This window comes from Brevibacterium sp. SMBL_HHYL_HB1, assembly GCF_018208375.1.
Lineage (GTDB): Bacteria > Actinomycetota > Actinomycetes > Actinomycetales > Brevibacteriaceae > Brevibacterium > Brevibacterium intestinavium.
Map to the genome: position 1 here is coordinate 1,802,265 of NZ_CP062936.1, position 23,401 is coordinate 1,825,665.

At 66.8% G+C, this 23,401-nt stretch carries 19 protein-coding genes; 12 read left to right on the top strand and 7 right to left on the bottom strand.

All coding sequences use genetic code 11. The features are described 5' to 3' along the window. Nucleotides 1-64: 64 nt before the first annotated feature. Entirely contained in the window at nt 65-3,316 is a 3,252-nt protein-coding gene (locus IG171_RS08360) for an ATP-dependent DNA helicase (RefSeq protein WP_249204203.1), read from the bottom strand. Next, complete coding sequence (locus IG171_RS08365) at nt 3,250-6,489, bottom strand: UrvD/REP family ATP-dependent DNA helicase (protein WP_212131207.1); 3,240 nt, start codon at nt 6,487-6,489, stop codon at nt 3,250-3,252. The genes IG171_RS08360 and IG171_RS08365 overlap by 67 nt, the downstream gene beginning before the upstream one ends. 111 nt (nt 6,490-6,600) lie before the next feature. Here IG171_RS08365 and IG171_RS08370 point away from each other — a divergent pair, with 111 nt between their 5' ends. Further along, complete coding sequence (locus IG171_RS08370) at nt 6,601-7,194, top strand: TetR/AcrR family transcriptional regulator (protein WP_212131208.1); 594 nt, start codon at nt 6,601-6,603, stop codon at nt 7,192-7,194. Between the two features lie 138 nt (nt 7,195-7,332). Next, nucleotides 7,333-7,554 (top strand): DUF3107 domain-containing protein, encoded by a 222-nt coding sequence (locus IG171_RS08375; RefSeq protein WP_212131209.1) that lies wholly within the window; start codon nt 7,333-7,335, stop codon nt 7,552-7,554. 96 nt (nt 7,555-7,650) lie between these two features. Here the strand turns inward: IG171_RS08375 and IG171_RS08380 are convergent, their stop codons facing one another. Next, a complete protein-coding gene (locus IG171_RS08380; protein ID WP_212131210.1) occupies nt 7,651-8,283 on the bottom strand; it encodes a ferritin-like fold-containing protein in 633 nt (210 codons plus the stop codon). Between the two features lie 61 nt (nt 8,284-8,344). Between IG171_RS08380 and IG171_RS08385 the strand changes: the two genes are divergently transcribed. Both IG171_RS08385 and IG171_RS08390 read left to right on the top strand, forming a co-directional pair. Beyond that, the gene (locus IG171_RS08385) at nt 8,345-9,853 is read left to right on the top strand and encodes a DEAD/DEAH box helicase (protein ID WP_212131211.1); all 1,509 of its coding nucleotides are present in this window, start codon (nt 8,345-8,347) and stop codon (nt 9,851-9,853) included. A gap of 136 nt (nt 9,854-9,989) precedes the next feature. Next, complete coding sequence (locus IG171_RS08390) at nt 9,990-11,249, top strand: acyltransferase (RefSeq protein ID WP_212131212.1); 1,260 nt, start codon at nt 9,990-9,992, stop codon at nt 11,247-11,249. A 14-nt stretch (nt 11,250-11,263) separates the two neighbouring features. Here the strand turns inward: IG171_RS08390 and IG171_RS08395 are convergent, their stop codons facing one another. Next, nucleotides 11,264-12,121 (bottom strand): PHP domain-containing protein, encoded by an 858-nt coding sequence (locus tag IG171_RS08395; protein ID WP_212131213.1) that lies wholly within the window; start codon nt 12,119-12,121, stop codon nt 11,264-11,266. Nucleotides 12,122-12,199: 78 nt separating this feature from the next. On the opposite strand from IG171_RS08395, the gene IG171_RS08400 reads away from it, so the two are divergent. Both IG171_RS08400 and IG171_RS08405 read left to right on the top strand, forming a co-directional pair. Next, entirely contained in the window at nt 12,200-13,714 is a 1,515-nt protein-coding gene (locus tag IG171_RS08400) for an aminopeptidase P family protein (RefSeq protein ID WP_212131214.1), read from the top strand. Beyond that, nucleotides 13,711-14,802, top strand: coding sequence for a P1 family peptidase (locus IG171_RS08405; protein WP_212131215.1), 1,092 nt, complete (start codon nt 13,711-13,713; stop codon nt 14,800-14,802). The genes IG171_RS08400 and IG171_RS08405 overlap by 4 nt, the downstream gene beginning before the upstream one ends. Nucleotides 14,803-14,865: 63 nt before the next feature. Here the strand turns inward: IG171_RS08405 and IG171_RS08410 are convergent, their stop codons facing one another. Then, complete coding sequence (locus IG171_RS08410) at nt 14,866-16,788, bottom strand: calcineurin-like phosphoesterase family protein (RefSeq protein WP_212131216.1); 1,923 nt, start codon at nt 16,786-16,788, stop codon at nt 14,866-14,868. 194 nt (nt 16,789-16,982) lie between these two features. Here IG171_RS08410 and IG171_RS08415 point away from each other — a divergent pair, with 194 nt between their 5' ends. The 4 genes from IG171_RS08415 to IG171_RS08430 are packed head-to-tail and all read left to right on the top strand — an operon-like array spanning nt 16,983 to nt 21,511. Further along, nucleotides 16,983-18,257, top strand: coding sequence for a CBS domain-containing protein (locus tag IG171_RS08415; protein WP_212131217.1), 1,275 nt, complete (start codon nt 16,983-16,985; stop codon nt 18,255-18,257). Nucleotides 18,258-18,261: 4 nt separating this feature from the next. Beyond that, the gene (locus IG171_RS08420; RefSeq protein ID WP_249204204.1) at nt 18,262-18,846 is read left to right on the top strand and encodes a DUF1003 domain-containing protein; all 585 of its coding nucleotides are present in this window, start codon (nt 18,262-18,264) and stop codon (nt 18,844-18,846) included. Nucleotides 18,847-18,869: 23 nt separating this feature from the next. Next, nucleotides 18,870-19,991 carry an Mrp/NBP35 family ATP-binding protein gene (locus IG171_RS08425; protein ID WP_212131218.1) on the top strand — a complete coding sequence of 374 codons (1,122 nt, stop codon included), beginning with the start codon at nt 18,870-18,872 and terminating at the stop codon, nt 19,989-19,991. A 32-nt stretch (nt 19,992-20,023) separates the two neighbouring features. Further along, on the top strand, nt 20,024-21,511 hold the full coding sequence (locus IG171_RS08430) for a polysaccharide deacetylase family protein (protein ID WP_212131219.1): 1,488 nt from the start codon (nt 20,024-20,026) through the stop codon (nt 21,509-21,511). A 40-nt stretch (nt 21,512-21,551) separates the two neighbouring features. Here IG171_RS08430 and IG171_RS08435 read toward each other — a convergent pair whose 3' ends face one another. After that, entirely contained in the window at nt 21,552-22,010 is a 459-nt protein-coding gene (locus IG171_RS08435; protein ID WP_212131220.1) for a twin-arginine translocase TatA/TatE family subunit, read from the bottom strand. An 81-nt stretch (nt 22,011-22,091) separates the two neighbouring features. Here IG171_RS08435 and IG171_RS08440 point away from each other — a divergent pair, with 81 nt between their 5' ends. Further along, the gene (locus IG171_RS08440) at nt 22,092-22,424 is read left to right on the top strand and encodes an MGMT family protein (protein ID WP_212131221.1); all 333 of its coding nucleotides are present in this window, start codon (nt 22,092-22,094) and stop codon (nt 22,422-22,424) included. A 36-nt stretch (nt 22,425-22,460) separates the two neighbouring features. Continuing rightward, complete coding sequence (locus IG171_RS08445; protein WP_212131222.1) at nt 22,461-23,096, top strand: class I SAM-dependent methyltransferase; 636 nt, start codon at nt 22,461-22,463, stop codon at nt 23,094-23,096. 107 nt (nt 23,097-23,203) lie between these two features. Here the strand turns inward: IG171_RS08445 and IG171_RS08450 are convergent, their stop codons facing one another. Beyond that, nucleotides 23,204-23,374, bottom strand: a complete 171-nt coding sequence (locus IG171_RS08450; protein ID WP_212131223.1) for a DUF3117 domain-containing protein — start codon at nt 23,372-23,374, stop codon at nt 23,204-23,206. Between the last annotated feature and the right edge of the window lie 27 nt (nt 23,375-23,401).

Sequence of the window (23,401 nt, forward strand, 5' to 3'; positions counted from 1 at the left end):
CCGGGAGATCGGAGATCAGGCAGGACCGGGATGCTGCCGCACCCGGAGTCCGGCGGGCCCGGAGTCAGGTGAGGTCGTTGGCCTCCAGCCAGGCGATGACCTCGTCTTCGTCGGGCAGATCGGTCAGACGCACGATCTCGTCGCTGCCGACGAAGTAGAACGTGCCCGTCACGTCGGTGATCTCCGGATGTGCCCGCAGGATCGCAAACCGGTAGAGCGCCAGCTGCCACTTCATCACCTCGAGCACGTGCGCCTCGGGTTTCTTCGAGGTCTTCCAGTCGACGACCTCCGCGTGCCCGTCGGTGATGAATACGGCATCGATCTTGCCGGGGACCCGGAACCTGCCGAGGACGAGTTCGAACGACATCTCCACGTGGTCGGGGCTTCTGCTGGCGAATTCGGAGGACAGGAAGGTCTCCTGCAGCCGTTCGACGGTGGTCGCATCGATCGATCGCACGAGTTCGTCTTCGCCGATGTCGATGCTCGACTGCCCGAAATGCTGTTCGACCCAGGAATGGAAGTTCGTGCCGATCTCTGCCGCCCGGCTGGGCGGGGTCGGTATCGGGCGCAGAGTCTGCGTGCGGAAGCTCTGCGGATCCCGTCGCCAGGCGACCAGGGCGGTCGCCGACAGTCGATCGGGCATGCCCGCGGCAGAACCGGTCTCCGGCCGGTCCCCGATGCGAAGCGCCTGGGCGGCATAGCGTCCGACGGGACCGGGCTCTGCGGCCAGCTCCTCCAAACCGACCTCTCGGCTGGTCTCGACCCACTCGGCTGCGCGCTGAGCCGCGGCGACCTGTTCGGTGCGCGGAACCGGCCACAGGCTGGTCTCGATCCGGTCTTCCTCGCTCTCATCGGCCGGTTCGGGGATCTCCACCTGTGCCCCGAGCGCTTCGATCGCCTCGGTGAGGAAGGGAGAGGGCTCGTCGGGAACGGTCCTCGCCCCCATCAGTTCGGCCCCGAGCCACAGGTAACGCTTGGCTCGGGTGAAGGCGACATAGGCAAGACGCCGTTCCTCGGCCACGTGGGCCTCGGCGATGCGCGGCCTGATGAAGTCCCCGATCCATTCGTCGAGTGCCTTCTTCGTCTCGAACTCGGCCTCCCGCAGATCGAAGTCGACCAGGTGCGCTCGGTCCCCTCGCAGGGGGTACGGCAGTGCGGTCCGGTCCATCCAGCCCTCCTTGTCACGCGGTTCGGTCGGGAAGTCCTTGACCACGAGCGAGGGCACGGCCACCGCGTCGAATTCCAGCCCCTTCGATGCGTGAACGGTCATGATGTTGATCGCATCGGCTGCCGCCGTCGGTTCGACGGCGTTGAGGGCGTCGTGAGCTTCCATGAGGCTCAGCCAGGACAGGAAGCCGGTGATCGTGGGCTGGTCGTCGGTGGTCGCGTACTGGCTGGCCGCGGACAGGAACGAGTCGACGGCCGAGCGGTGCAGGTTGCGCAGGGAGTCGTTCAGACCCCAGATGTCCGAGTCGATCCCGGTCTCCGCCATGGCCGTGCGGATGATCGAGGAGATGGTGCCGGTGCCCGACCGGACGGTGCGCAGCGCCCGGGCCAGTGCGACCAAGCGGTCCAGTGCTTCTCGGCTCAGCCCTGCCGCTCGGTAGTCGGCGACCAGTGCCCTGTCCGCGGCCGTTCGCGGACCCTGGTCGAGGGCGCGCTGGACTTCGATGAGCTCGTCGACGCCTTCGACGATGGTGGCCTGGTCGATGGCTTCGGCGATGACCTCAGCGGGGTCGAGGCCCGCCTCGGTCCGTTCCGCCTGCCGTCGTTCGGTCTGTCTGTGGGTGAATGACTGCAGTCCGGCGATGTCGCCGGCACCGAGTCCGAGCATGCGGCCGCTGATCAGCCGCATGAGTTCGTTGCCGGCCATCGGGTCGACGGCCGCGGTGAGCACCGCCCGCAGGTCGGCGACGAAGGGGTCGCTGAGCAGCCCGGAGGAACCGTGCACATGGACTGCGAACCCCGCGGCCTCCAGGGCAGCTGCGACGGCGGCGAAATGCGCGCGTTTGCGGCACAGCACGGCCTTCGTCGCCCCTTCGGGGATGGTGGCGAACCATTCGGTGAGGGCTCTCAGGCCGTTGGTGAGGAAGTCGGGGTCGTGTGCGCCCGAGCTGATCTCGATGCCCACCTGCCCGTCGCCGGCTCCGTCGCGGGCGGTCAGCGGGCTCTCGCTGCTGTCGGTGAGTCCTTCGGCAATGCGGTTGGCCACGTGCAGGATCGACCGGTCGTTGCGCCAGCTCGTACTCAGTGTCAGCGATTCGACCTCGGTGAAATCGGAGGAGAAACGGCTCATATTGTCGGCGCTGGCACCGCGCCACCCGTAGATGGCCTGTCGGGGATCGCCGACAGCGGTCACGGCGGTCGAGGCGAACAGGTCGCGCAGCAGTCTGAGCTGGGCGACCGACGTGTCCTGGAATTCGTCGAGGAGGACGATCCTCCAGCGTGCTCTCTCGGCCTGAGCCGCGGCCGGCACTTCGTCGATGATGCGCTGGGCGAATCTCACCTGGTCGGAGAAGTCCATCGCCAGGTTCTGTCGCTTCGCCTGCATATAGGCATCGGCCAGCCGTGCGGTCCTGATCTTCGCTTCGAGCTTCGCCCGCCGTCCGTTGGGGTCGACCGGTTTGCCCTTGCTGGATACGAGCGCGGCCAGACACTGTTCGAGATAGTCGGTGACCTCGTCGACGTCGCGTCCATGATCGTTCATGGCTCCGGCCAGTGCGATGATGTCGGCGATCATCGTCTCCCGGGAGAAGTTTCCGGGTATCTCATCCGGCGGCGTGGAGTCGATGATCTTCGCGGCGATGGTGTGCGCGGCGGCGTCGTCGAGCAGCACGGTCTCGGGTTCGATTCCGATGCTCGCTCCGTGTTCGCTGACGATCGAGGCCGCATACGAGTTGTAGGTCGACACGGTGGGAGTGTCCAGACCGGGCAGCGACAGCTCCCGGCCCTGCCCGAGGTTGTGCCTGAGCCGGGACAGGAGCACGCGGATGCGTCCGCCGAGTTCGCCGACGGCCTTGCGGGTGAAGGTGAGTCCGAGGATCTCCTCCGGCGATACGTGCCCGTTGGCGACCAACCACACCACTCGCTGCGAGATGACGGTGGTCTTGCCGGAGCCGGCGCCGGCGGTGACCTTCATCGACTGCTGCGGATCGGCTTCGATGATGATCTTCTGTTCCGGGCTGGGCGGGAAGGCCTGTGCGGGGTCGGCGGCTGTCAGCCGCGCGAGCTGTTCGGCGGTGAAGCGCATCAGTTCTCCTCCAGCATCTTCGGACCGATCGCCGGGCAGGACGATCGGACGGGACAGCTCTGGCATTTCTGCGGTTCGACTCGGGCGGGGAAGCTCGCCGCCCGCATTCTGCCGGACACATCGTCGATGAGGTCCCGCGCCCAACCGGGGTCGGAGTCGGCCTCGAGGGCCGGCTGCTCCCTGACGGTCCGGGATGATCTGCGCAGGAAGACGAGTTCGGCACCATAGGCCTGGGCCTCGAGTCTCTCGTCCTGTCCGATCGTGATGGTGCCCGAATTGATCGCCTCTTGGTACACGCCCAACTGAGCGTGCCGGTCCATCTCCTTGCCGGCCACGACGTTCCGGCCCGTTTTGAAGTCGACGATGCGCAGACCGCCCTCGACCTCCTCGACACGGTCGAGGCGGCCGGTGACCTTCCACTGCCGTCCCTCGTCGTCGACGCCGACGGCGTAGACCTGTGCCTCCACCCCCACCAGTTCGCCGGGAGCGTTCATGATGTACTCGCCGAGGCGGTCGGCCATCGTCATCGCCACATCGAATTCGCGTTCGCGCTCCCACTCCGCGTCGAATTCGAGGGTGTGGAACTCCTTCTGCACATAGTCGCGGATCGCCGAGGTCGGGCCTTCGGGGTAGTTCTCGGCGGCCGCGTGGATGATGGTGCCGAGGTTCTGGGCGGTCGAGCTCGGACGGTCCCCGCCGTTGCGGGTGAGGAACCACCGGAGGGCGCAGTCCGTGAACGATTCCACCTGCGATGGTGACACCCGCACCGTGTCGGCGGAGGTGAACAGCGGTTCGCTGGTGGTGATGTCCTCGGCTTCGCGCCACTGCTTCGGGTCCGCCACCGATGGGCTCGCCGCCGCCAGTGCGCGCATCAGCTGCGCCCAGGTCTGAGTCTGCTCATCGGGCGGGCCCTCGACGTCGGACCCGCCGTTGGTGTCGGGCCCGAGCGCCGCAGCGGACTGGAGCAGGTGGGCTCTGGCATGTGCGGCCATCTCGGTCAGCGTCAGCGGCGGCAGTTCGTCCTCGTGGGTGATCGCATAGCCGTCGGCCGCCTCGGTGCCTTTGGCGGTGCCGGCGGCCAGAACGTCGAAGAACGGTGAGGGTTCGGTCTCGGCATCTGTCACGGCCGTGACGATCACCCGCTCCTGTGCTCGGCTCAGCGCGGTATAGAACAGTTCGCCCTCCTCGCGCAGGTTCGTCCGCTTCGCATGCGAGTGGTAACCCGGGTCCGCGGTGACGGTCTCCCCCGTGGCCAGCACCGAGGCGAGGTCGGTCAGGCCGAGGATGCCGCCGCGCAGCTTCGGGTTCGGCCACACCCCGTCGTTGACCTCGGCGATGATGACCAGAGGAACCCGCACATGGGCCAGGGAGGACGGCGTGCCGACTCGCACGTGGTCGGCGAACCCGGCGGTGTCGGCCAGGGAGTCCTGCGCGATGTCCTGTTCGGCGACGATCCCGGCGAAGGAGCGCGCGGTGAAGCCACCTCGGTCGGCGATCTTCTCGGCAAGGGCGAACAGCCGCAGCACCGAGTCCAGGTAGCCGTGGGTGACCGATTCGGGGTCGCGCAGCGCCTCGTCCTGCCATCTCTGTGCCACCCCGGCGGCATCCCAGATCGCCCACAGCGCCTGGTGCGGGTCGGATGTTCCGACCTCGGCCGCCGCGTGGAGCATGCGTGAGATCGTCGCCAGCCCCTGCGGAGACGAATCGTCGATGGGGCTGCGCAGCGCCTGCGCGAGCGAGGCCGTGCTGCTGGCGGCGGGAAAGCGCCGGCGCACGCTGCGCCTGAAGCGACGGATCTGGACCGGGTCGAGTCGGACATAGATGCTGCCGGCCAGGGACAGGGCGAGTTCGGCGATCGACTCATCGTCGTCGAAGTCCGGCCGGGTCGACAGCAGCTGCAGCAGCGGCGCGGTCGCGGGATCGATGTTCAGCGGCTGCATCAGCGTGGCGATGGACACGCCTGAGGCGCGCAGCTCGCTGGCGATCGTCCGAGCCGTTGCCGAATTCCGGCAGATGAGTGCGACATCGGACCAGGAGTGTCCGTTCTCGACGAAGTTCGTGATCCGACGCGCCAGATACCGATGTCCCGATGCGCTGCCATCGAACACATGGGTCTCCAGCGGAACGTCGCGACCGGTCTCCGCGGTCGTCTCCTCGCCGGGCACAGCCTCGGCAGGGGCTCCCTCCTTCTCCTCCCCCCGCGGTCGGGGCATGTGCCCCAGAGACCACCGGGTGGTGATCCTGCCGCCGAATCCGTCGATGACCTCGGCCAGTTCCGGATCGACGTCCCACGGCCGGTCGAGGACGACGGTGTCGAAGCCCGCCTCGGCAGTGGCACGATCGATGATCGAGGCATCGGCGCCGTGGAACCGTCCGGTCACCGTTTCCGGGGAGCCGAACAGGGCCACGGCGCTGCCGCGTCCTCTCAGCTGCTCGAGAATCCCCCAGCTGGCCGCCGGGAAGTCCTGCACCCCGTCGGCGAGCACCACCCCGGGCACCCGATCGGGAGCGAAGGTCCACGCTCTGCCGGCGGTCACCTCGGCGGGTTCTCGGAAGATCTCGAACGCGGCCAGGGCGAGCACGGTGGCGGAGTCGACTCCCCCGTAGCCGGGCATGGACATGATGCCCAGATACTCGTCGAGGATCTCGGCCACGGCCGACCAGCGAGGATCGGGATGCCGGGCAAGGGCGCGCTCAAGAGCACTGCGGCCGAAGTCGAAGACGTGATCGCCGCCGTCCGGTTCGGGCACGCGCAGACCGAAGTCGAATTCCATCACCCGGTTGAGGGCGTCCCTGACCTCGGTGCGGAAGGCAGCCGTCGAGCGGACCTCGGCGGTGATCTCCGACGGCCAGTCGGGACCACGGGAGTGACCGCGCTCGTGACCGGCGAGGAGGTCGGCGAGGAACACGTCCTGATCGGCCCCGGAGATGAAGGCGAGGTCCTCTCCGGTCCTCGTCGTGTGAGCGGCCCGGGCGATGCCGTAGGCGAAGGAGGACACGCTGCGGGCCGGAGCGGCCGAGAGCACCGCATCGGCGGGAACCTCGAGTCGGTTGCGCAGCACATCGGCATGGTCGCGATCGGCGGTGAGCACGAGGACGGACGAGGGATCGACCTGAGCGACCAGATGCGAATAGAGCGATTCGAGCAGTGTCGTCTTGCCCGTACCGGGGCGGCCGACGATGTTCAGGCAGCCACCGGAGAGCAGCGTGGCGCCCATCTCCTTCGTCATCTCATCCATACCCGTATTCCACCACGAGCAGCTGACACGACTTCCCCGACCCCCGGATCCGGCGCGTCACCTCCGCCCTGCCTGCCCGGTCACAGGCTGGTCTTCGCGTAGCATTGAAGAATGTCGAGTCCACAACAGAGATCGCCCCGTGACCAACGCCGCGACCAATTGGTGTCCGTGGCGCGCTCCGTCTTCGCCACACGTGGATATCGAACGACGTCGATGGACATGATCGCCGAGGCCGCCGGCGTGTCCAAGCCCGTGCTCTACCAGCATTTCGATTCGAAGCAGGATCTGTATCTCGCGCTCATCGATTCCTCCGCCGCCCACCTGGACTCCCGTCTGGCCGAGGCGCTGGGCTCGACGAACGATCCGCACGAACAGGTCCGCGCCACCTATCGTGCCTATTTCGATTTCGTCGTCTCGCACCGTGAAGAGTTCGTCATCATCTTCAACTCCGACGTCTACGAGCCGAAGGCCGAGAAGAAGCTGCGCAATCTGCGGGAGAGGTCGGCCGCACGTGTGGTCACTGCCCTCCAGAACTTCGCACCGCTGAAAGACGACGAGGCCCAGCTTCTGTGCCGGGCTCTCATCGGCACCGCCGAGGTCGTCGTCAAACAGCTCGACTCCCAGCGCGGCGTCGATGTCGACTCCGCCGTGTCGCTGCTGACCCAGATGAGCTGGGGCGGGCTGAGTTCGTTCTCCCAGCGCTGAGTCCCGCCCTGACGACATTCCCTCCGTCGCCGCATCAGCCCAGAGCGGAATCGAACGGGAAGAAAACCCCTGTCGGCTGACGTTAGGCTGAGCACAGGCCAAATCATCATCTGCCATCGAGAATCTGCAAGGAGCACCATGGAAATCAAGATCGGCGTCAAACAGACTCAGCGTGAGATCACCTTCGAAACCGACGAGGACCCGAAGGACCTGGCTGCGCGCATCGAGGAGAAGGTCCAGTCCGAAGGGCTGCTGACGTTCTCGGACACGAAGGGACGTCAGATCTTCGTTCCCGCCGGATCGCTGGGCTATATCGAAATCGGCGCCGAAACGATCCGTCGCGTCGGGTTCAACGCCTGAGCTGCGCCTCGCCGCATCCGACGCGGCGATGATCTCGCCGCGTCGAACGGAGACAGCGCCCCGGTCATGACGACCGGGGCGCTTCGCTTCGTCCGCTCAGGCGACGAGGCCGAGGGCCGACATCCGCCTCGAATGGTTCGAGGTCACCGAGGGGATCATCTCGACGACGAGGTCCTCATCGATGCCGAGGATCGGATCGGTGAGCAGACTGCGAGCCCGCCCCAGCGTCTCGGCGACGAGCTTGCGGCCCCACAGCGCCAGACGCGACGCCAGCTGTGTGTCCTCGGCCACCTCGGCCGTGAGCCGATTGCGCGCATAATCGCTGGCCCGTGTATCATCGAGAATTGCAATAGCCAGGCTGTATCCGGGCTCGACGAGTTCGTCCACAGCCGTGCGGTAGAAATCATTCATGATTCCGTCGAAGACGAATCCCTTCATGAGGCTTTCGTACCAGTCGCGAGGACGAGTCCTCTCAGCCAGAGTGCTGAAGGTGGGCTCGAAGTGCTGACAGAGCTCGATCACATCCTGGCCCATCTGATCGATGTGCTGTGAGAGCTGTTCGAAGTTCGCGAATGACTGGGAGGCCAACCGCGCCAGGATGACCTTGTCATCCAGATCCGCCGCGGTCGTCGCGTTGGTGGCCATACGTTCGAAACCGGTCAGCTCGCCGAACGCCAGAAGCGCGAGCGTTGCAGCATCAGTACCGGCCAATGGGACAGAATCGGGCATAGTTCAAGACTACCGGTTCTGAGCCATGACAAGCGCGCATGCGCTAAAAGGAGTTTGGAATATGGCGGAGACAGAAGCGGATTTCGCGGACCTGGGAGTCGCCGGACCGATCGTGGCCTCGCTGGCCGCAGCGGGCATCACCCATCCCTTCCCGATTCAGGCACTGACGCTGCCGGTGGCTCTCTCGGGCGCCGACATCATCGGTCAGGCGAAGACCGGGACCGGCAAGACCCTCGGCTTCGGCATCCCTCTGCTCCAGCGAGTCGTCGGCAAGACGGAGGACGCGTCGGTGACCTCCGACCCGGAGTCGACTCCCGACAGCACGGGCGACGCCAAGGAGCCGCGTCTGCCGCAGGCCCTCGTCGTCGTGCCCACCCGTGAGCTGGCCAAGCAGGTCGCAGCCGATCTCGTCACTGCCTCGGTGCAGCGTGATATCGACATCATGACGATCTACGGCGGCATGGACTTCGATCCCCAGATCAGCCGTCTCAAGGCAGGCGTCGACGTCGTCGTCGGCACCCCCGGTCGCCTCCTCGACCTCTATGGGCGCAAGATCCTCAGACTCCACCGTGTCCGCACCGTCGTCCTCGACGAGGCCGATGAGATGCTCGATCTCGGGTTCCTGCCCGATGTGGAGAAGATCATCGATGCGGTGCCCGCGCACCGGCAGACGATGCTGTTCTCCGCGACCATGCCCGGGGCGGTCATCTCCCTGGCCCGCCGCTACATGGACCACCCCACCCACATTCGCGCTCAGGACCACGAAGACCTGTCGCTGATGGGAAAGAACACCACCCAGTTCGTCTACCGCGCCCATTCGATGGACAAGAGCGAACTCGTCGCCCGGATGCTCCAGGCCGAGGGACGCGGACGCACCATCATCTTCACCCGCACCAAACGCACGGCCGACAAATTGGCCGCCGAACTCGGCGATCGCGGGTTCGCGGTCAGAGCCCTGCACGGCGACCTCGGCCAGGCGCAGCGCGAAAAGGCGCTGAAATCCTTCCGCGAGGGCAAGGTCGACGTGCTCGTGGCCACCGATGTCGCCGCCCGCGGCATCGACATCGACGACGTCACCCACGTGGTCAACTACCAGTGCCCGGAGGACGAGAAGACCTACGTCCACCGCATCGGACGCACCGGTCGCGCCGGCAACTCGGGTGTCGCCATGACCCTCGTCGACTGGGACGACATGCCGCGCTGGCGCCTGATCAACAGGGCCCTCGGACTCGACTTCGACGAACCGGCGGAGACCTACTCCACCTCGCCGCACTTCTTCTCCGACCTCGGCATCCCGAAGGGCACCAAGGGCCGCCTGCCGCGTCAGCACTCCGAAGGCGAGGCCGACGAGGAGAGGAAGGGCCGCAGATCGGAGCGTCAGCGCGGTTCGGGCCGCGGTCGCTCCGGCGAGCGCCGAGGCGGGTCCTCGGATCGTCGCGGTGTCTCGGCGGGCTCCGGTGATGAGGAGCGCAAGCCGCGCCGTCGGCGTCAGCGCCGCCGCACACGCGGAGGCAAGCCCGTCAACCGGCCGCAGGGCGGTCGCCCGACCGCCGACTCGAACGAGAGCTGACCCGCACTCACAGGGCCCCGACCATTCGGTCGGGGCCCTCGTTCACTCTGCGTTCAATTCGACGGCCGATCTCGTTCAATTCGGTGACCGATACTCATCGGAGTCCCTGTCATCGAGTACGAACGAGAGTGAGTCATTGTTCGGTCCACGCCGGTTGGACGCACAGTCCCCCGCAGCACCCACCCGGTCCGGTCTCCTGCCCACCGCCGAGTCTGCGCCTCAGTCAGCATCGGGGACTCAGCCGGCTGCCACGGCTGAGGCGGAACCGGGAACGCAGGCGATGCCGGTGGCCGCCGAGCTGACCGAGTCCGGATCACCATCGAGCCCGAAGCGGACTCGCCCCGTTCCCGAACTGCCTCGTTCCCGTACGTATTCCGGGGCCGGTCGGGCTGAGCGGCCCCACAGGCATGACGTCGACGTCATGCGCGTCCTCGCCGGGCTGACGGTCATGGTCGGCCATTCCGGCGGCGTGCTCATCGGCCGTGCCGAAGAAGGCAGCGATGCCTGGTGGCTCGGTCACTTCGCCGAGGCGGTCAATCCCTGGGCCGTGCCCATGTTCTTCATGATCGCAGGCTGGGCCGTGCTCGCCGGGGCACCGCCGCGCACCGAAGCGAAGATGTGGGACCGCATCGTCCGCCACCTGGTTCCGCTCGCCTGCTGGTCGGTCATCTTCGTCCTCGGATTCAACTTCTTCGACACCGACGCCGTCGATGTCCGCCACGAACTCGTGCGCAGCGTCTTCGAAGCCGGCCGTCCCGGTTTCCACCTGTGGTACCTCTACGCGTACATCCCGCTCATCCTCGTCTTCGGCACTCTGGTCCTGTTCTGGCAGGGCCAGCGCCCGTGGAGGCTCGCCGGACTCGCCCTCGTCCTCGGCGGTTCGACCGTCTGGGTGCCGTTCCTCATCGACGTCATCGGTGTCGGATACGACGGATGGAAGTGGGGGTTCGCGACCTATCAGGTCGTCTACTTCGTCATCGGCGCCTTCATCATCCACCACGCGGGGCAGCTGCGTCCGCCGATCTGGTCGCTCGGACTGCTGTTCGCGGTCTCGGCCCTCGGTGTGCTGTGGTGGGAGTCGAGGAGGTCCTATCCGATCGAGAATGCGAATCCGCTCATCATCGGGCTCGCCGTCAGCGTCATCCTCATCGTCTCGCGCATCCGCCTCGGCGCCCGGTCGAAGAAGGTGTTCGCCTTCCTCGCCTCGGCCTCATTCGGGGCGTTCCTGGTCCATGTGTTCTTCCTCGAGCTCTTCTTCGAACGGCTCTTCGACATCGAGGCCGGACCGGTGCTTCTCGTCGTCCAGTATCTCGGCTTCCTCATCCTCATGGCCGCAGCGTCCTTCGCGCTCAGTCTGACCTGGGGACGTCTGCGCCTGCGCAGGCTTCTGGGCTGAGGCCGGGCGGGGTCTCAGCCCTGGATGAAGTCGACTCCGCCCGGCCGGGAGGCGGCGCGGTCGAGCAGCCTGGTGAGCATGTGCTCGGAGGTGACGTGTTCGCCGAGGCGGTTGGGCTTGCCCGTCCCGTGGTAGTCGCTCGAGCCGGTGATGATGAGATCGTGCTCATGGGCGAGCCGGCGCATGGTCTCCCGCTCCTGCGCCGGATTGTCCCGGTGGTCGACCTCGAGGCCGTCGAGGCCGGCGGCGATGAACTCGGTCATCGCGGAATCGGGCACGACACGTCCGCGCATGGCCGCACGCGGGTGGGCGAAGACCGACACACCCCCGGCTTCGCGGATGAGACCGATCGCGGTGATCGGGTCGATCGTCGGCAGCGCCACATGGTACTTTCCGCGACTGGACAGGATCGATGAGAAGGCCTCCGTGCGCGTCTCGACGACCCCGGCCGCCACGAGGGCATCGGCGATGTGCGGACGGCCGATCGTCGCGTCCTCACCGGAGACCGAGAGCACTGCATCCATGTCGATCGGATAGTCCTCGGCCAAGCGTTCGATGATGAGATGGGTCCGGTCGAGACGTGCCCGCCTCGTCTCCTGCACGACCGCGGCCAGGCCCGTGTCATAGGGGTCGTGGAGGTAGGACAGCAGGTGGACGCTGATGCCTTCGTAGCGACAGGAGATCTCCATCCCGCGGACGAGGCCGAGCCCGTAGACCCGGGCTGCGTCCTCGGCCGGATTCCACCCCGCCGTGGTGTCGTGGTCGGTGAGGCCGACGACGTCGATGCCCTCCATCGAGGCTTCTGAGATGAGTTCGGAAGGAGTCTGGGTCCCGTCCGAGAATGCGGTGTGCACATGGAGATCGATGACCATGGTCACAGTCTATCGGCATCTGTCGTCCCGTCTCCCACATCCGGGCGCCGAGTCAGTCGGGCCGCCTAGACTGGGGACATGACAGAGCAGAACTCAGAGACTCCAGACACGACTCAAGCACTCGCAGACCGCGTCAACAACCGCTCGCACCGCCCCAACTCGCGAGCCTTCCGCGATTTCGTCGCCTCCGGCTGGGATCGCACCCCGCTCCACGCCGAGGCCCTCGCCGCAGCCGGCTTCACACCCGCACGTCGGGCTCAGGTCTCCGCTGCCTTCCCCGGCGAACGGCTCGTCATTCCCGCCGGCGGCCTCAAGGTCCGCTCGAACGACACCGACTACCGTTTCCGTGCGCATTCGGCCTTCATCCACCTCACCGGCCTGGAGACCGACTCCGAACCCGATGCCGTCCTCGTCTTCGAACCCACCGACGACGGCCACGAGGTGACTCTGTACTTCCGTCCCCGGGCCGGCGCCGACACCGAGGAGTTCTTCTCCGACTCCCGCTACGGCGAATACTGGGTCGGCCCCCGGGCGGACCTCGAGGCCATGGCCACCATGACCGGCATCGCCACCGAGAACTCGGCCACCGTCGACGACGCCATCACCAAGGACCTCGGATCCATCTCCGTGCGCCTCGTGCGCCAGGCCGATACCCGCGTCGACGGTGTCATCGATCTCGCCCGGACCCAGGTCCAAGCCGATCTCGAGACCTCCGAGGCCGGGGACGCGGAACTGGCACAGATGCTGTCCGAACTGCGTCTGATCAAGGACGACCATGAGATCGACGCCCTGCGCGAAGCGGTCGCGATCACCCGGGCGGGCTTCGACAACGTCGTCGCCTCGCTCCCCCAGGCACTCGACCACCGCCGAGGTGAGCGCGTGATCGAAACCGCCTTCGAAACCGCCGCCCGCTCCGACGGCAACGGAGTCGGCTACGACACGATCGCGGCCTCGGGCAACAACGCCTGCACCCTGCACTGGATCCGCAATGACGGTCAGGTCCGGGACGGCGACCTCGTCCTCGTCGACGCCGGTGCGGAGGCCGATTCGCTCTACACCGCCGACATCACCCGCACTCTGCCGGTGTCCGGCACCTTCACCGAGGTGCAGGCGAAGATCTACGACGCGGTGCTCGCCGCCTCCGATGCCGCCTTCGCCGTCGCCGCCGATCACGCCAATCGGCCGGTGAAGTTCCGCGAGGTCCACGAGGCGGCCATGGAGGTCATCGCCGAACGGCTCGAGCAGTTCGGCGTCCTGCCCGTCTCCGCAGCCGAATCGCTCTCTCCCGAGGGCCAGCAGCACCGCCGGTGGATGGTCCACGGCACCAGCCACCACCTGGGTCTTGACGTCCATGACTGCGCTCAGGCGCGGGCGGAGATGTACCTCGATGCCACACTCGAACCCGGCATGGTCTTCACCATCGAACCGGGACTGTACTTCAAGGCCGATGATCTGCTCCTGCCCGAGGAATTCCGCGGCATCGGTGTGCGCATCGAGGATGACGTCCTCGTCACCGCCGACGGGGTGGAGAACCTGTCCGCGGACTTCCCCCGCACCCGCGCCGAGGTCGAAGCCTGGGTCCAGGGACGATGACCGACAGCGGTGGCAGCGCGCCGGAGGCAGGCGTCGGTCCGGTCCGCTCGCGTGGGATCCTCGAAGTTCCCGGCATCGGCCTCGGCCATGCCGGGCAGTTCTCCCAGGCCCGGATGACCGGATTGAGTGTGGTGCTGCCTCCGCCGGGGTCGACCGTCGGCGTCGACGTCCGCGGAGGCGGCCCGGCCACCCATGAGACCGATGTCATCGCACCGGGGACGCATTCCTACGGTGCCGATGCCATCGTCCTCACCGGCGGTTCCGCGTTCGGGCTCGGCGCCGTCAGCGGGGTCGTGGGGACCCTCGCCGAGGCGGGCCGCGGTTTCCCCGCCGCAGGCCTGGACGGCACTGTCATCCCCCTCGTCCCCGCAGCCGCGATCTTCGACCTCGGCCGCGGGGACGGATCCGTTTCCCCACCCACGCCGGATGAGGGTGCTCTGGCCGCGCGCGCGGCACTGTCCGCGGCCTCCGGGGCCACCGCCGATGAGGCTGTCAGAGGCAGTGTCGGGGCTGGGCTCGGAGCCCGTTCGGGATTCCAGAGCCTGCGCAGCGGACTCGGATCCTTCGCGATCCGCCTGCCCGGCGGCACCGTGGTCGCTGCCCTCGTGGCAGCGAACTCACTGGGCACCATCGGCTCGCCTGCCGGTGGTCTGTGGTTGGACCCGCTGCTGCGGTCCTACGGTTTCGGCACACCAGCTGTGACCGGACTGCCCGCGGCGAGCACAGAGGCTGATGACAGGAACACGACGATCGCAATCGTCGCCACCGATGCGGCCATGGATCCGGCTCAGGTGACGCGTATTGCCGCGGGAGCGCATGCGGGCATCGCCCGCGCCGTACAGCCCTCGCACACGCTCTTCGACGGCGACACGGTCTTCGGCATCGCCACCGGTGCACGGCCGCTTTCCGAGGGTTTCGAGTCCTCGACCCGCGAACTCGTGTCCATCACCGCCGCGGCCGCCGATGCCCTCAGTCTGGCGATCCTCGACGCGCATGCCTCGGCGGCGCCGGCCGACGCCGCGTGGCGGCAGCCACCGACCCTGTCCGAGATCGCACCGGACTTCACCTCCGCGTTCACCGCGCTCTGAACTCGAAGGCGGGGCCCGCCATCCGGCGGGCCCCGCAGCCGCCTCTCTCAGATCGGTTTCGAGTCAGTCGTTGCGAGCCGACTGAGCCTCGTCGGAGTCGAGGCCCTTCGGCTCCCTGATCTCCTTCTTCTGCTGAGTGTCGAAGCCGTCCTGGCGCAGCAGCTTCTGCGATTCGGACTGGGCTGCGGCCTCGTCCTCGACAACGGTGAACCGGATCGTCTCAGTGAATTCACGGCCGTAGCGGTCGGTTCCGGTCACCTCGGCGGTGTGGGTGCCCAGGCCGAGGTCCGACGGGATCTCGGTCCGCCACAGGTGAGAGCTCGACTGCCCGACGTTGCCGGAGGTGCGCAGGTTCTGCGAGGCCGTGTACGGATCGGTGTACTCCCAGCCCTTGGCCAGGCCCTCGCCCTCGCCCGGCTGCGTGTGCTCGGACTGCTTCGGGCTCTTGCCGTCGAAGCTGACCTCGACGCGCGCATCCGAGGTCCCGGCCAGGAAGCTCGAGGTCAGCCACGTCTGCCCCTGCTTGAGGTCGTCGCGGGTGACGACCCGCTCGGAGATCGCCTCCGGAGGGGCACCGACCTTGTCCGCGTCCTGCCAGTCCTGTGCCTTCTGCGCCCAGTCGCGCCACTGCGGCGAGTTCACACCGAGCAGCAGCTGGTGGTCATCGGATTCGCCTCGAACGGTGTAGCGTTCGCTGCGCGAGGCACCGTCGAATTCCAGGGTGAGCACACCCGGTTCGGAGGCGTCCTGAGTGAACGAGTACGGCAGTCCGTCGGCGTTGAGCCCTCCGGAGTACCAGTCGCCGGAGACCGCGCCGGCGACGATCTGCGTGTGCGGCAGCTTCTCGATGCCGGCTGCCGCCCATTCCTTGCGCGTCTGCCCGGCTACGAGGTTCTCCTGCGTGTGCGTGTGACCTCCGACGGTCACGGCGTTCGGGTAGTCGGCGATGACGTCGTAGAATTCCTTCGCATTGTCGACGACGACCTCTTTGTGGGTGAGGATCGGCGCGTGTGTGGCGATGACGACCTGCGCATTCTTCGGCACGTTCTTCAGATCGTTGGCCAGCCACGTCAGCTGCTCGTCGGTGATCTTCTCCTTGTACTTCCTGTTGTTCGCCTTGCCTTCGTATTCGATGCTGTCGAGGACGACGAAGTGAGTCTTGCCGACCTCATAGGAGAAGTAGGACGGACCGAACTGATCGCGGAACGTGTCGAGGGCGTGAGCATCATCGACGGCGTCGTAGTCCTGGTCGTGGTTGCCCGGAGCGACGCGGACCGGTCCGTTCATCTGCGAGTAGATGTCGCGCAGATCGTCGTTGAGGCTGAGGTCGTCGCCGACGTTGTCGCCCAGCAGCAGCACGCCGCAGGCACCGTAGTCGTTGCGATCGGCGAGGTCTCCGACGGCGCCGTCGCGGGCATAGCCCATCTCGGTTTTGTCATAGGCCTGTGTATCGGCGGCGATCGGGCAGTTCTGCTCCGGCTCGGCAGAGGCCTGCGATTCGACCATGGGGAAGTTCACGGCCTTCGGGGTGTCCCCCGTCGGTTCGATTCCGCCGTACTTGAGGTCTCCGGAGCCTTCCGGCAGGTGGTTGTAGCTGAACTGTGCGACCTTGTCCTCGTCGACGGGCACCTGCCAGCCGGCCGGCTGGGTGATGGACACGGTCATATTGTCCCGCACGGGCAGCTCGTAGCGGCCCTCGCCGTCGGTCTGGACGACGTCGACGCCGTTGGACACGGCGACTCCGGCCACGCCCTTCTCGTCGCCGTCGAGTTTCGAGTTCTGGTTGACGTCGTCGAAGACCTGACCGGTGAGCGTCTCCGGATCCTCGGGCTGCCCGCGATCGACCTGCACATGTCCTTCGTAGAGCTCAGCCGGCGGCTGCGCCGCGGCCGCCGTGGGGGAGAGCAGCGGAGCGAAGAGCGAAAGGACAGCGCAGGCGCCGAGACCTGCGACCGCTGTGCGGGGACGGATTGGGCGTGTGTGCATGAATGACTCCTGTATTCGACTGTGGCTGCATCTGCCGAGTCACGACCCTAAGGAGGCGGATCGACGAGGAAGTGAAGGAGCAGGGTCCACGTGATGAATAGGAGGCGTGCCGGCAGAGAACCGGCCTCGTGTGATCTCGGTTCAATTCGGTTCGCCCGGCCCGAAAACACCGATTCAGCACGTAGTCTGAGACCATGAGCGGTCCACCGAAAAGAGTCTTCGTCGCCCGACTCGTCTCCGCGCCCGTGTTCGACCCTCTCGGGGATCAGGTCGGACGGGTCCGCGATGCCGTCATCGTCTATCGAGCGACCATGCGTCAGTTCCCTCGAGTCATCGGTCTCGTCGTCGAGGTCCCGGGCCGACGTCGCGTCTTCGTGCCCATGGGGCGGGTGACCGCGATCGATTCCGGTCAGGTCATCACCACCGGTCTGGTGAATATGCGCCGCTTCGAGCAGCGCCAATCGGAGACGCTGGTCATCAACGATCTGCTCGACCGCCGCCTGCGTCTGCGCGAGGACGACTCCCCCATCCTCGTCGAGGACGTGGGCATCGAACAGCAGGTGAACAAGGATTGGGAGGTCACCAGGCTGTTCGTGCGTCGGGTTCCCGAACGCAGCGCCTTCGCGGCCTTCCGCCGCCGCGGTGAGACCAAGCAGATCGATTGGACCGACGCCGATCATCCGGCGGACTCCGAGGTCGACCAGGAGGCGACCCAGCTCATCGCCGCCTATCAGGACACGAAGCCGGCCGACCTCGCCGATGTGCTCTTCGAGATGAATTCGGCCCGCCGACTCCAGGTGGCGCGCGCACTCGATGACGAACGCCTCGCCGATGTCGTCGAGGAGCTGCCGGCGGAGACGCAGATCGAGGTTCTCGCCGGGCTCGAGACGGAGCGGGCGGTGACCGTGCTCGAGGAGATGGAGCCCGATGACGCCGCCGACCTCCTCGGCGAGCTCACCGACGAACAGGCCGAACGGTTCCTGGCGATGATGGAGCCCGACGAGGCCGAGGACGTGCGCACTCTGCTGGCCTATGACGATGACACCGCCGGCGGTCTGATGACGACCGAGCCGGTGATTCTCACGCCCGAGGCCACTGTGGCCGAGGCGCTGGCGCATGTGCGCAGGGAGGATCTGCCTGCGGCGTTGGCGGCGGCGGTCTTCGTCTGCCGCCAGCCGGTGGAGACTCCGACCGGGCGGTACCTCGGCCTCGTCCACATCCAGGAGATGCTGCGCCATCCTCCGCATGAGCCGGTCGGCATCATGCTCGACACCGAAGTCGAGCCGCTGTCTCCGGACACGGCCCTGGCCGAGGTCTCGAAGCTGCTGGCCGCGTACAATCTGGTGTCGGTGCCGATCACCGACGAGAACGATCGCCTCGTCGGGGTGGTCACCGTCGATGACGTCCTCGACGAGCTGCTGCCCGAGGACTGGCGCACCACCGGTCGTGACGATCGCAGGAAGGGGTAGAGACATGGCAGTCGATGACTTCGAGATCCCCCGTTCGAGCAGACGCAGGCTGCCCAGCTTCACCGTCTCCCCCGAGACCTTCGGTCGCGGCGCCGAGGCCTTCGCCCGGTTCATGGGCACCCCGGCCTTCCTCGTCGGCATGACCGTGTTCTGCACGGTGTGGCTGCTGTGGAACACCCTGCTTCCCGAAGCCTGGCAGTTCGACCCCCGGTCGCTGAACTTCACGCTGCTCACCCTCATCCTGTCTCTGCAGGCCTCGTACGCGGCACCGCTGATCCTGCTCGCGGAGAACCGCAGCACCGACCGTGACCGCGTCGAGTTCGAACACGATCGGCAGCGAGCCGAACGCAATCTCGCCGACACCGAGTACTTGGCCCGGGAGGTCGCGGCACTGCGCATCGCCATGCGCGAGGTCGCCACTCGCGACTTCATCCGCTCCGAGCTCAAGGACCTGCTCAGAGAACTCGAGGACGAGGAGGCGGAGTCGAAACGATCCGCGGCCGACGCCGGCGGTCCCCTTCAGGACGGCGGCGGAGAGGGTGACGGAGCCGAGAGCGACGATGTAGGCTTGAAGGCCCGGAAGCAGTGACCCGGGCAGGAAAGGACGTGGGGATGACAGGTCCCGATGTGGAGGCAGTGACAGAGGCATTGACCGGCGTCATCGACCCGGAGATTCGCCGCAACATCGTCGAACTCGACATGGTCGACGACATCAGCATCGACGGTGGTTCAGTCACCGTCACGGTCCTGCTCACGATCGCCGGCTGCCCGCTCAAGGACACGATCACACGGGATACGAAGGCCGCGGTGGCCCGCGTCGAGGGCGTCACCGAGGTGTCCGTCGTTCTGGGCACCATGACGCCCGAGCAGCGGAAGGCGATGAAGGAGAAGCTGCAGGGCAGCGGCACCCGCGACATCCCCTTCAACCGTCCCGATTCGCTCACGAAGGTCTACGCGGTCGCCTCGGGCAAGGGCGGGGTCGGCAAATCCTCGGTCACGGCCAACCTCGCCGTCTCCCTGGCGGCCAAGGGACTGCGCGTGGGCCTCGTCGACGCCGACATCTACGGATTCTCGATCCCGGGCATGCTCGGCCTGTCGGGGAAGCCGACTCGGGTCGACGACATGATCCTGCCGCAGATCGCCCATGAGGTGAAGGTGATGAGCATCGGCATGTTCGTCCCGCCCAGTCAGGCCGTGGTCTGGCGCGGCCCGATGCTCCATCGTGCTCTCCAGCAGTTCCTCACCGATGTGTTCTGGGGCGATCTGGATGTGCTGCTGCTCGATCTGCCGCCGGGCACCGGTGACATCGCGATCTCGGTCGCACAGCTGTTGCCCGGTTCGGAGCTGCTCGTCGTCACCACCCCTCAGTCGGCCGCCGCTCAGGTCGCCGAACGCGCCGGGTCGATCGCGACGCAGACGAAGCAGACGCTGTCCGGAGTGATCGAGAACATGTCGTGGATGGAGATGCCCGACGGCACCCGCATGGAGGTCTTCGGTTCCGGCGGTGGCGCCAGCGTGGCCGCGAACCTGTCGACGACCCTGGAGCGCGAAGTGCCGCTGCTGGCCCAGATCCCGCTCGACACTCGTCTGCGGGAAGGCTCGGACGCCGGCACCCCGGTCGTGCTGTCCAGCCCCGATTCCCCCGCCGCACAGGCCTTCGACACCCTTGCCGAATCCCTGCGCAGACGCACCCGCGGCCTGTCCGGTCGTTCGCTGGGCCTCAGCCCGGTCTGATCCGAACCGTCGCTCCGATAGGTCACTTGCCCGTGGTGTCTCTGCCTGATCGACGAGACTCGATCGTCTATTCCGTTTTCGCCCTCGCCAGCGCACTGACCCTTCTCATCCTCCTCTCCGGCAGCATCGTCTCCGCGCACCGACCGGAAGCGTCGGCCACGGATGCGACGATCTCTGCCGACCGCACCACCGCCGAGGCCAACCGCGATCGTGTCTCCGCTGCGATACGCAGCTACGCGGTGGTGTCCGAGAAGAGGTCGCCGCACCTGAACATCCATGTCTTCGGGCTGCCGGGAGCCTCGTCACTGAACTCCGCAATCGAGTCGCGGCTGCTCGACCGCATCGAGCACGCACACGGATTCGACGGACGAGCCGCTTTCGAACCGGTCCAGACCGCTCCGGTCCACCGGTGGCCGACGACGGGCTTCACTCCCCCGGTGCCGGCCTCCTCGGCGCCGGCTTCCGAGGCCGGGCGCGAAGTGCCCGAGGTCGGTCGCGCACCGGCGACGCCGTCGGCCCGAGGGGATGAGAACAGCGATCACAACAGCATCGACCTCAGCAATTCGGTCCTCAGCGCGGGCGGTCACTATCTCATCACGGCGCTGCGGCAGCGTTCCCCACATCCGCAGACGACGGTGCTGCTCACCGATCTCGAGGCCGACACCACCGTCGACGCCCAGAAGCTGTTCTCCGCACGCATCGATCCCGCTGACCTGTCTGCCACCGACACCGGGACCCTGACTCTCGCCGGTGAACCGGTCGAAAGAGATGACCTCTCAGCGCTGGGCAGGCACGTGGCTGCGGCCCTGCACACCCCGCTCGAACTTCCGCAGCCGAGCGACCAGCGCTCGCCCGACTTCTCCTGCGCCCTGCTGCCCTGCACTGCACTGACCTATGATGACGGCCCCGGAGACGCCGAGACCGAACAGGCTCTGCTCGATGCCGCTGACGCGGCGAACATTCGCCTCACCTATTTCCTTCTGGGACGGAATATCGACGAGTCCCCCGACGTGGCGGCGCGCATCATCGCCGCCGGCCACGAGGTCGACAACCACACCTACCGCCACCTGAGCCTGGACCGGACCGAATCGGCGACGATCCGACATGAGGTGAACCGGACTCAGAAGTCGCTGCGGGCCCTCGGGCAGAATCAGCACGCTCTCGTCCGACCGCCCTACGGCGCGCTGGACAGACGCTCCGCGCACGCCTTGGCCCAGCCTGCGATCGTCTGGGACGTCGATACCGGCGACTGGCAGGACAAGGACCCGAAGAAGACGGTGAGCCGGGTGAAGTCGAAGACTCGCCCCGGCTCGGTCGTGCTCATGCATTCGATCCACGCTTCGACGGTCGAGGCGGCGCCGGCGGTGTTCTCGGCTGTTGCCGACAAGGGCCTCTATGCCGTGACTGTACGCGAGCTCTTCGCAGGGATCGACTGGGAGCCGGGCGGATCGTATTTCTGCCGCGGCTACGCCGACGAACTGTGCTCGAATCCCGAACACCCTTCCGTGCACAAGGACTGACCCGGCACGCGACCGGCGGCTTCGAGCAGTGGGCGGGATCTCAGGTGGCTTCGGGGTCGAACGGGGCTCCGGTGGAGCGATCGCGCAGTTCCGCCTGGGCCTGGAAGCGTTCGATCGGCGACTGCTCACGCATCTTCGCAGCAGCCGAGGCATCAGCAGAGGAATCGGCTTCGCCGCCGTCCCCGCTCGTCGGCGCGAACTCGTTCGAGGACCGCTCCCGACGCTTGGACTCGCGGATCGCGGTGTCCTCTTCGACGAGGGCCTCCCGCACGATCCGCCTCGGGTCGTACTGGCGCGGATCGAGCTTCTGCCAGTCCACGTCCTTGAAGTCGTCTCCGAAGTCACGTTGGACGCTGTCCTTCGCGCCTTCGGCCATCCGTCGCATCTGACGGACGAAATCACGCAGCTTCTGTGCGTATTCGGGCAGGCGCTTGGGTCCGATCACGACCAAGGCCACAACGACCAGGATCACCATTTCGGTGCCGTTGATACCCAACATGCCTCCAAGTCTACCGTGGAGGCAGGTAGCATCGACTCATGGTCAGCACAGGTTCCCGTCGGCGATCGACCGGCAGCAGTGATGGATGAGACCGCGGTCGAGAGGATCCTGCGCATCGTCGAACTCATCCCCTCTGCGCATGTGGTCGCCTACGGGACCGTGGGTGCCGTCGCCGGCTGCTCTCCCCGCTACGTCGGACGGGTGATGAAGGAGTTCGGCTCGAATGTCACCTGGTGGCGGGTCGTCAATGCCGCCGGTGTCCTGCCCCCGGACATCCGAGCCCGTGCCCGCATCCACTGGGATGCCGAAGGGACGCCGTACTCGCCGCAGCGTGTGGGCCGCAGCGCGTTCCTCGATGTCGATCAACTCGACGAGCTGTGGCGCACCCACGGAATCGACCCCGATTGCGGTTAGACTTGGGAGCAGCCATCAGCGGAAGGAGAGGGCCGATTGTCACGCGAAAATGCAGGTGATCTCACCTTCTCCGAGCAGTACAACGGCCCCGACCCGCTGCTCGACGCCGCCCGGACGCATTCGCACGAATTCGGGCTCGTCCCGGTCTCGCAGACGACGGCGTCGACGATGACCCTGCTCGCCAGGCTGCTGACCCCGGTCGCCGCTGTCGAAGTCGGCACCGGCGTCGGAACCTCGACACTGGCTCTGCTGCGCGGAATGCCGACCGCCGGGATACTGACCTCGATCGACACGAATTCCACGGCCCAGGGTGCCGCTCGCGACCTCGTCGAGATGGCCGGGATCCGCCCGGGACGGCTGCGGCTGATGAACGGTCGCGCCGAGGAGGTGCTCAAGAAGCTCGCCCCCTCGGCCTATGACATGGTCTTCATCGACTCGGAGCCGAGCACCCTCGAACGCATGATCCAGCCGTCGCTGCGGCTGCTCGACACACACGGTCTCCTCGTCATCCACCAGACGCTGCTCAAGGGCTCTGTGGCCGATCCCGTCGACCGCAGCCCGCGCACGCAGGCAGCCAGAGGACTGCTCAATCGCATCGCCGAGCGGGAGGACCTCCAGCGGGTGCTGCTGCCCATCGGCGAGGGTCTGCTGCTGCTCCAGAAGAGCCCGTGAGGCGAACACGGTCCTGAATACGACGAAAGCAGAGACTTCTCATCAGTCTCTGCTTTCGTGCGGTGTGTTCGTTCGGCAGTTGCCGGCCCGGAGGCGGGGCCGTCTGCTCAGAGTCCCAGTGTCTCGGCCAGAGTGTCGTGCAACCCGGTGGCTTCGTCCTTGCTGAGTTCGATCACCAAGCGGCCTCCGCCTTCGACTGGAAGCCGCATCACCATGCTTCGGCCTTCTTCGGTCACTTCCAGAGGTCCGTCGCCGGTGCGGGGTTTCTGGGCTGCCATGTGGGCTCTTCCTTCCGTTGTCATGCA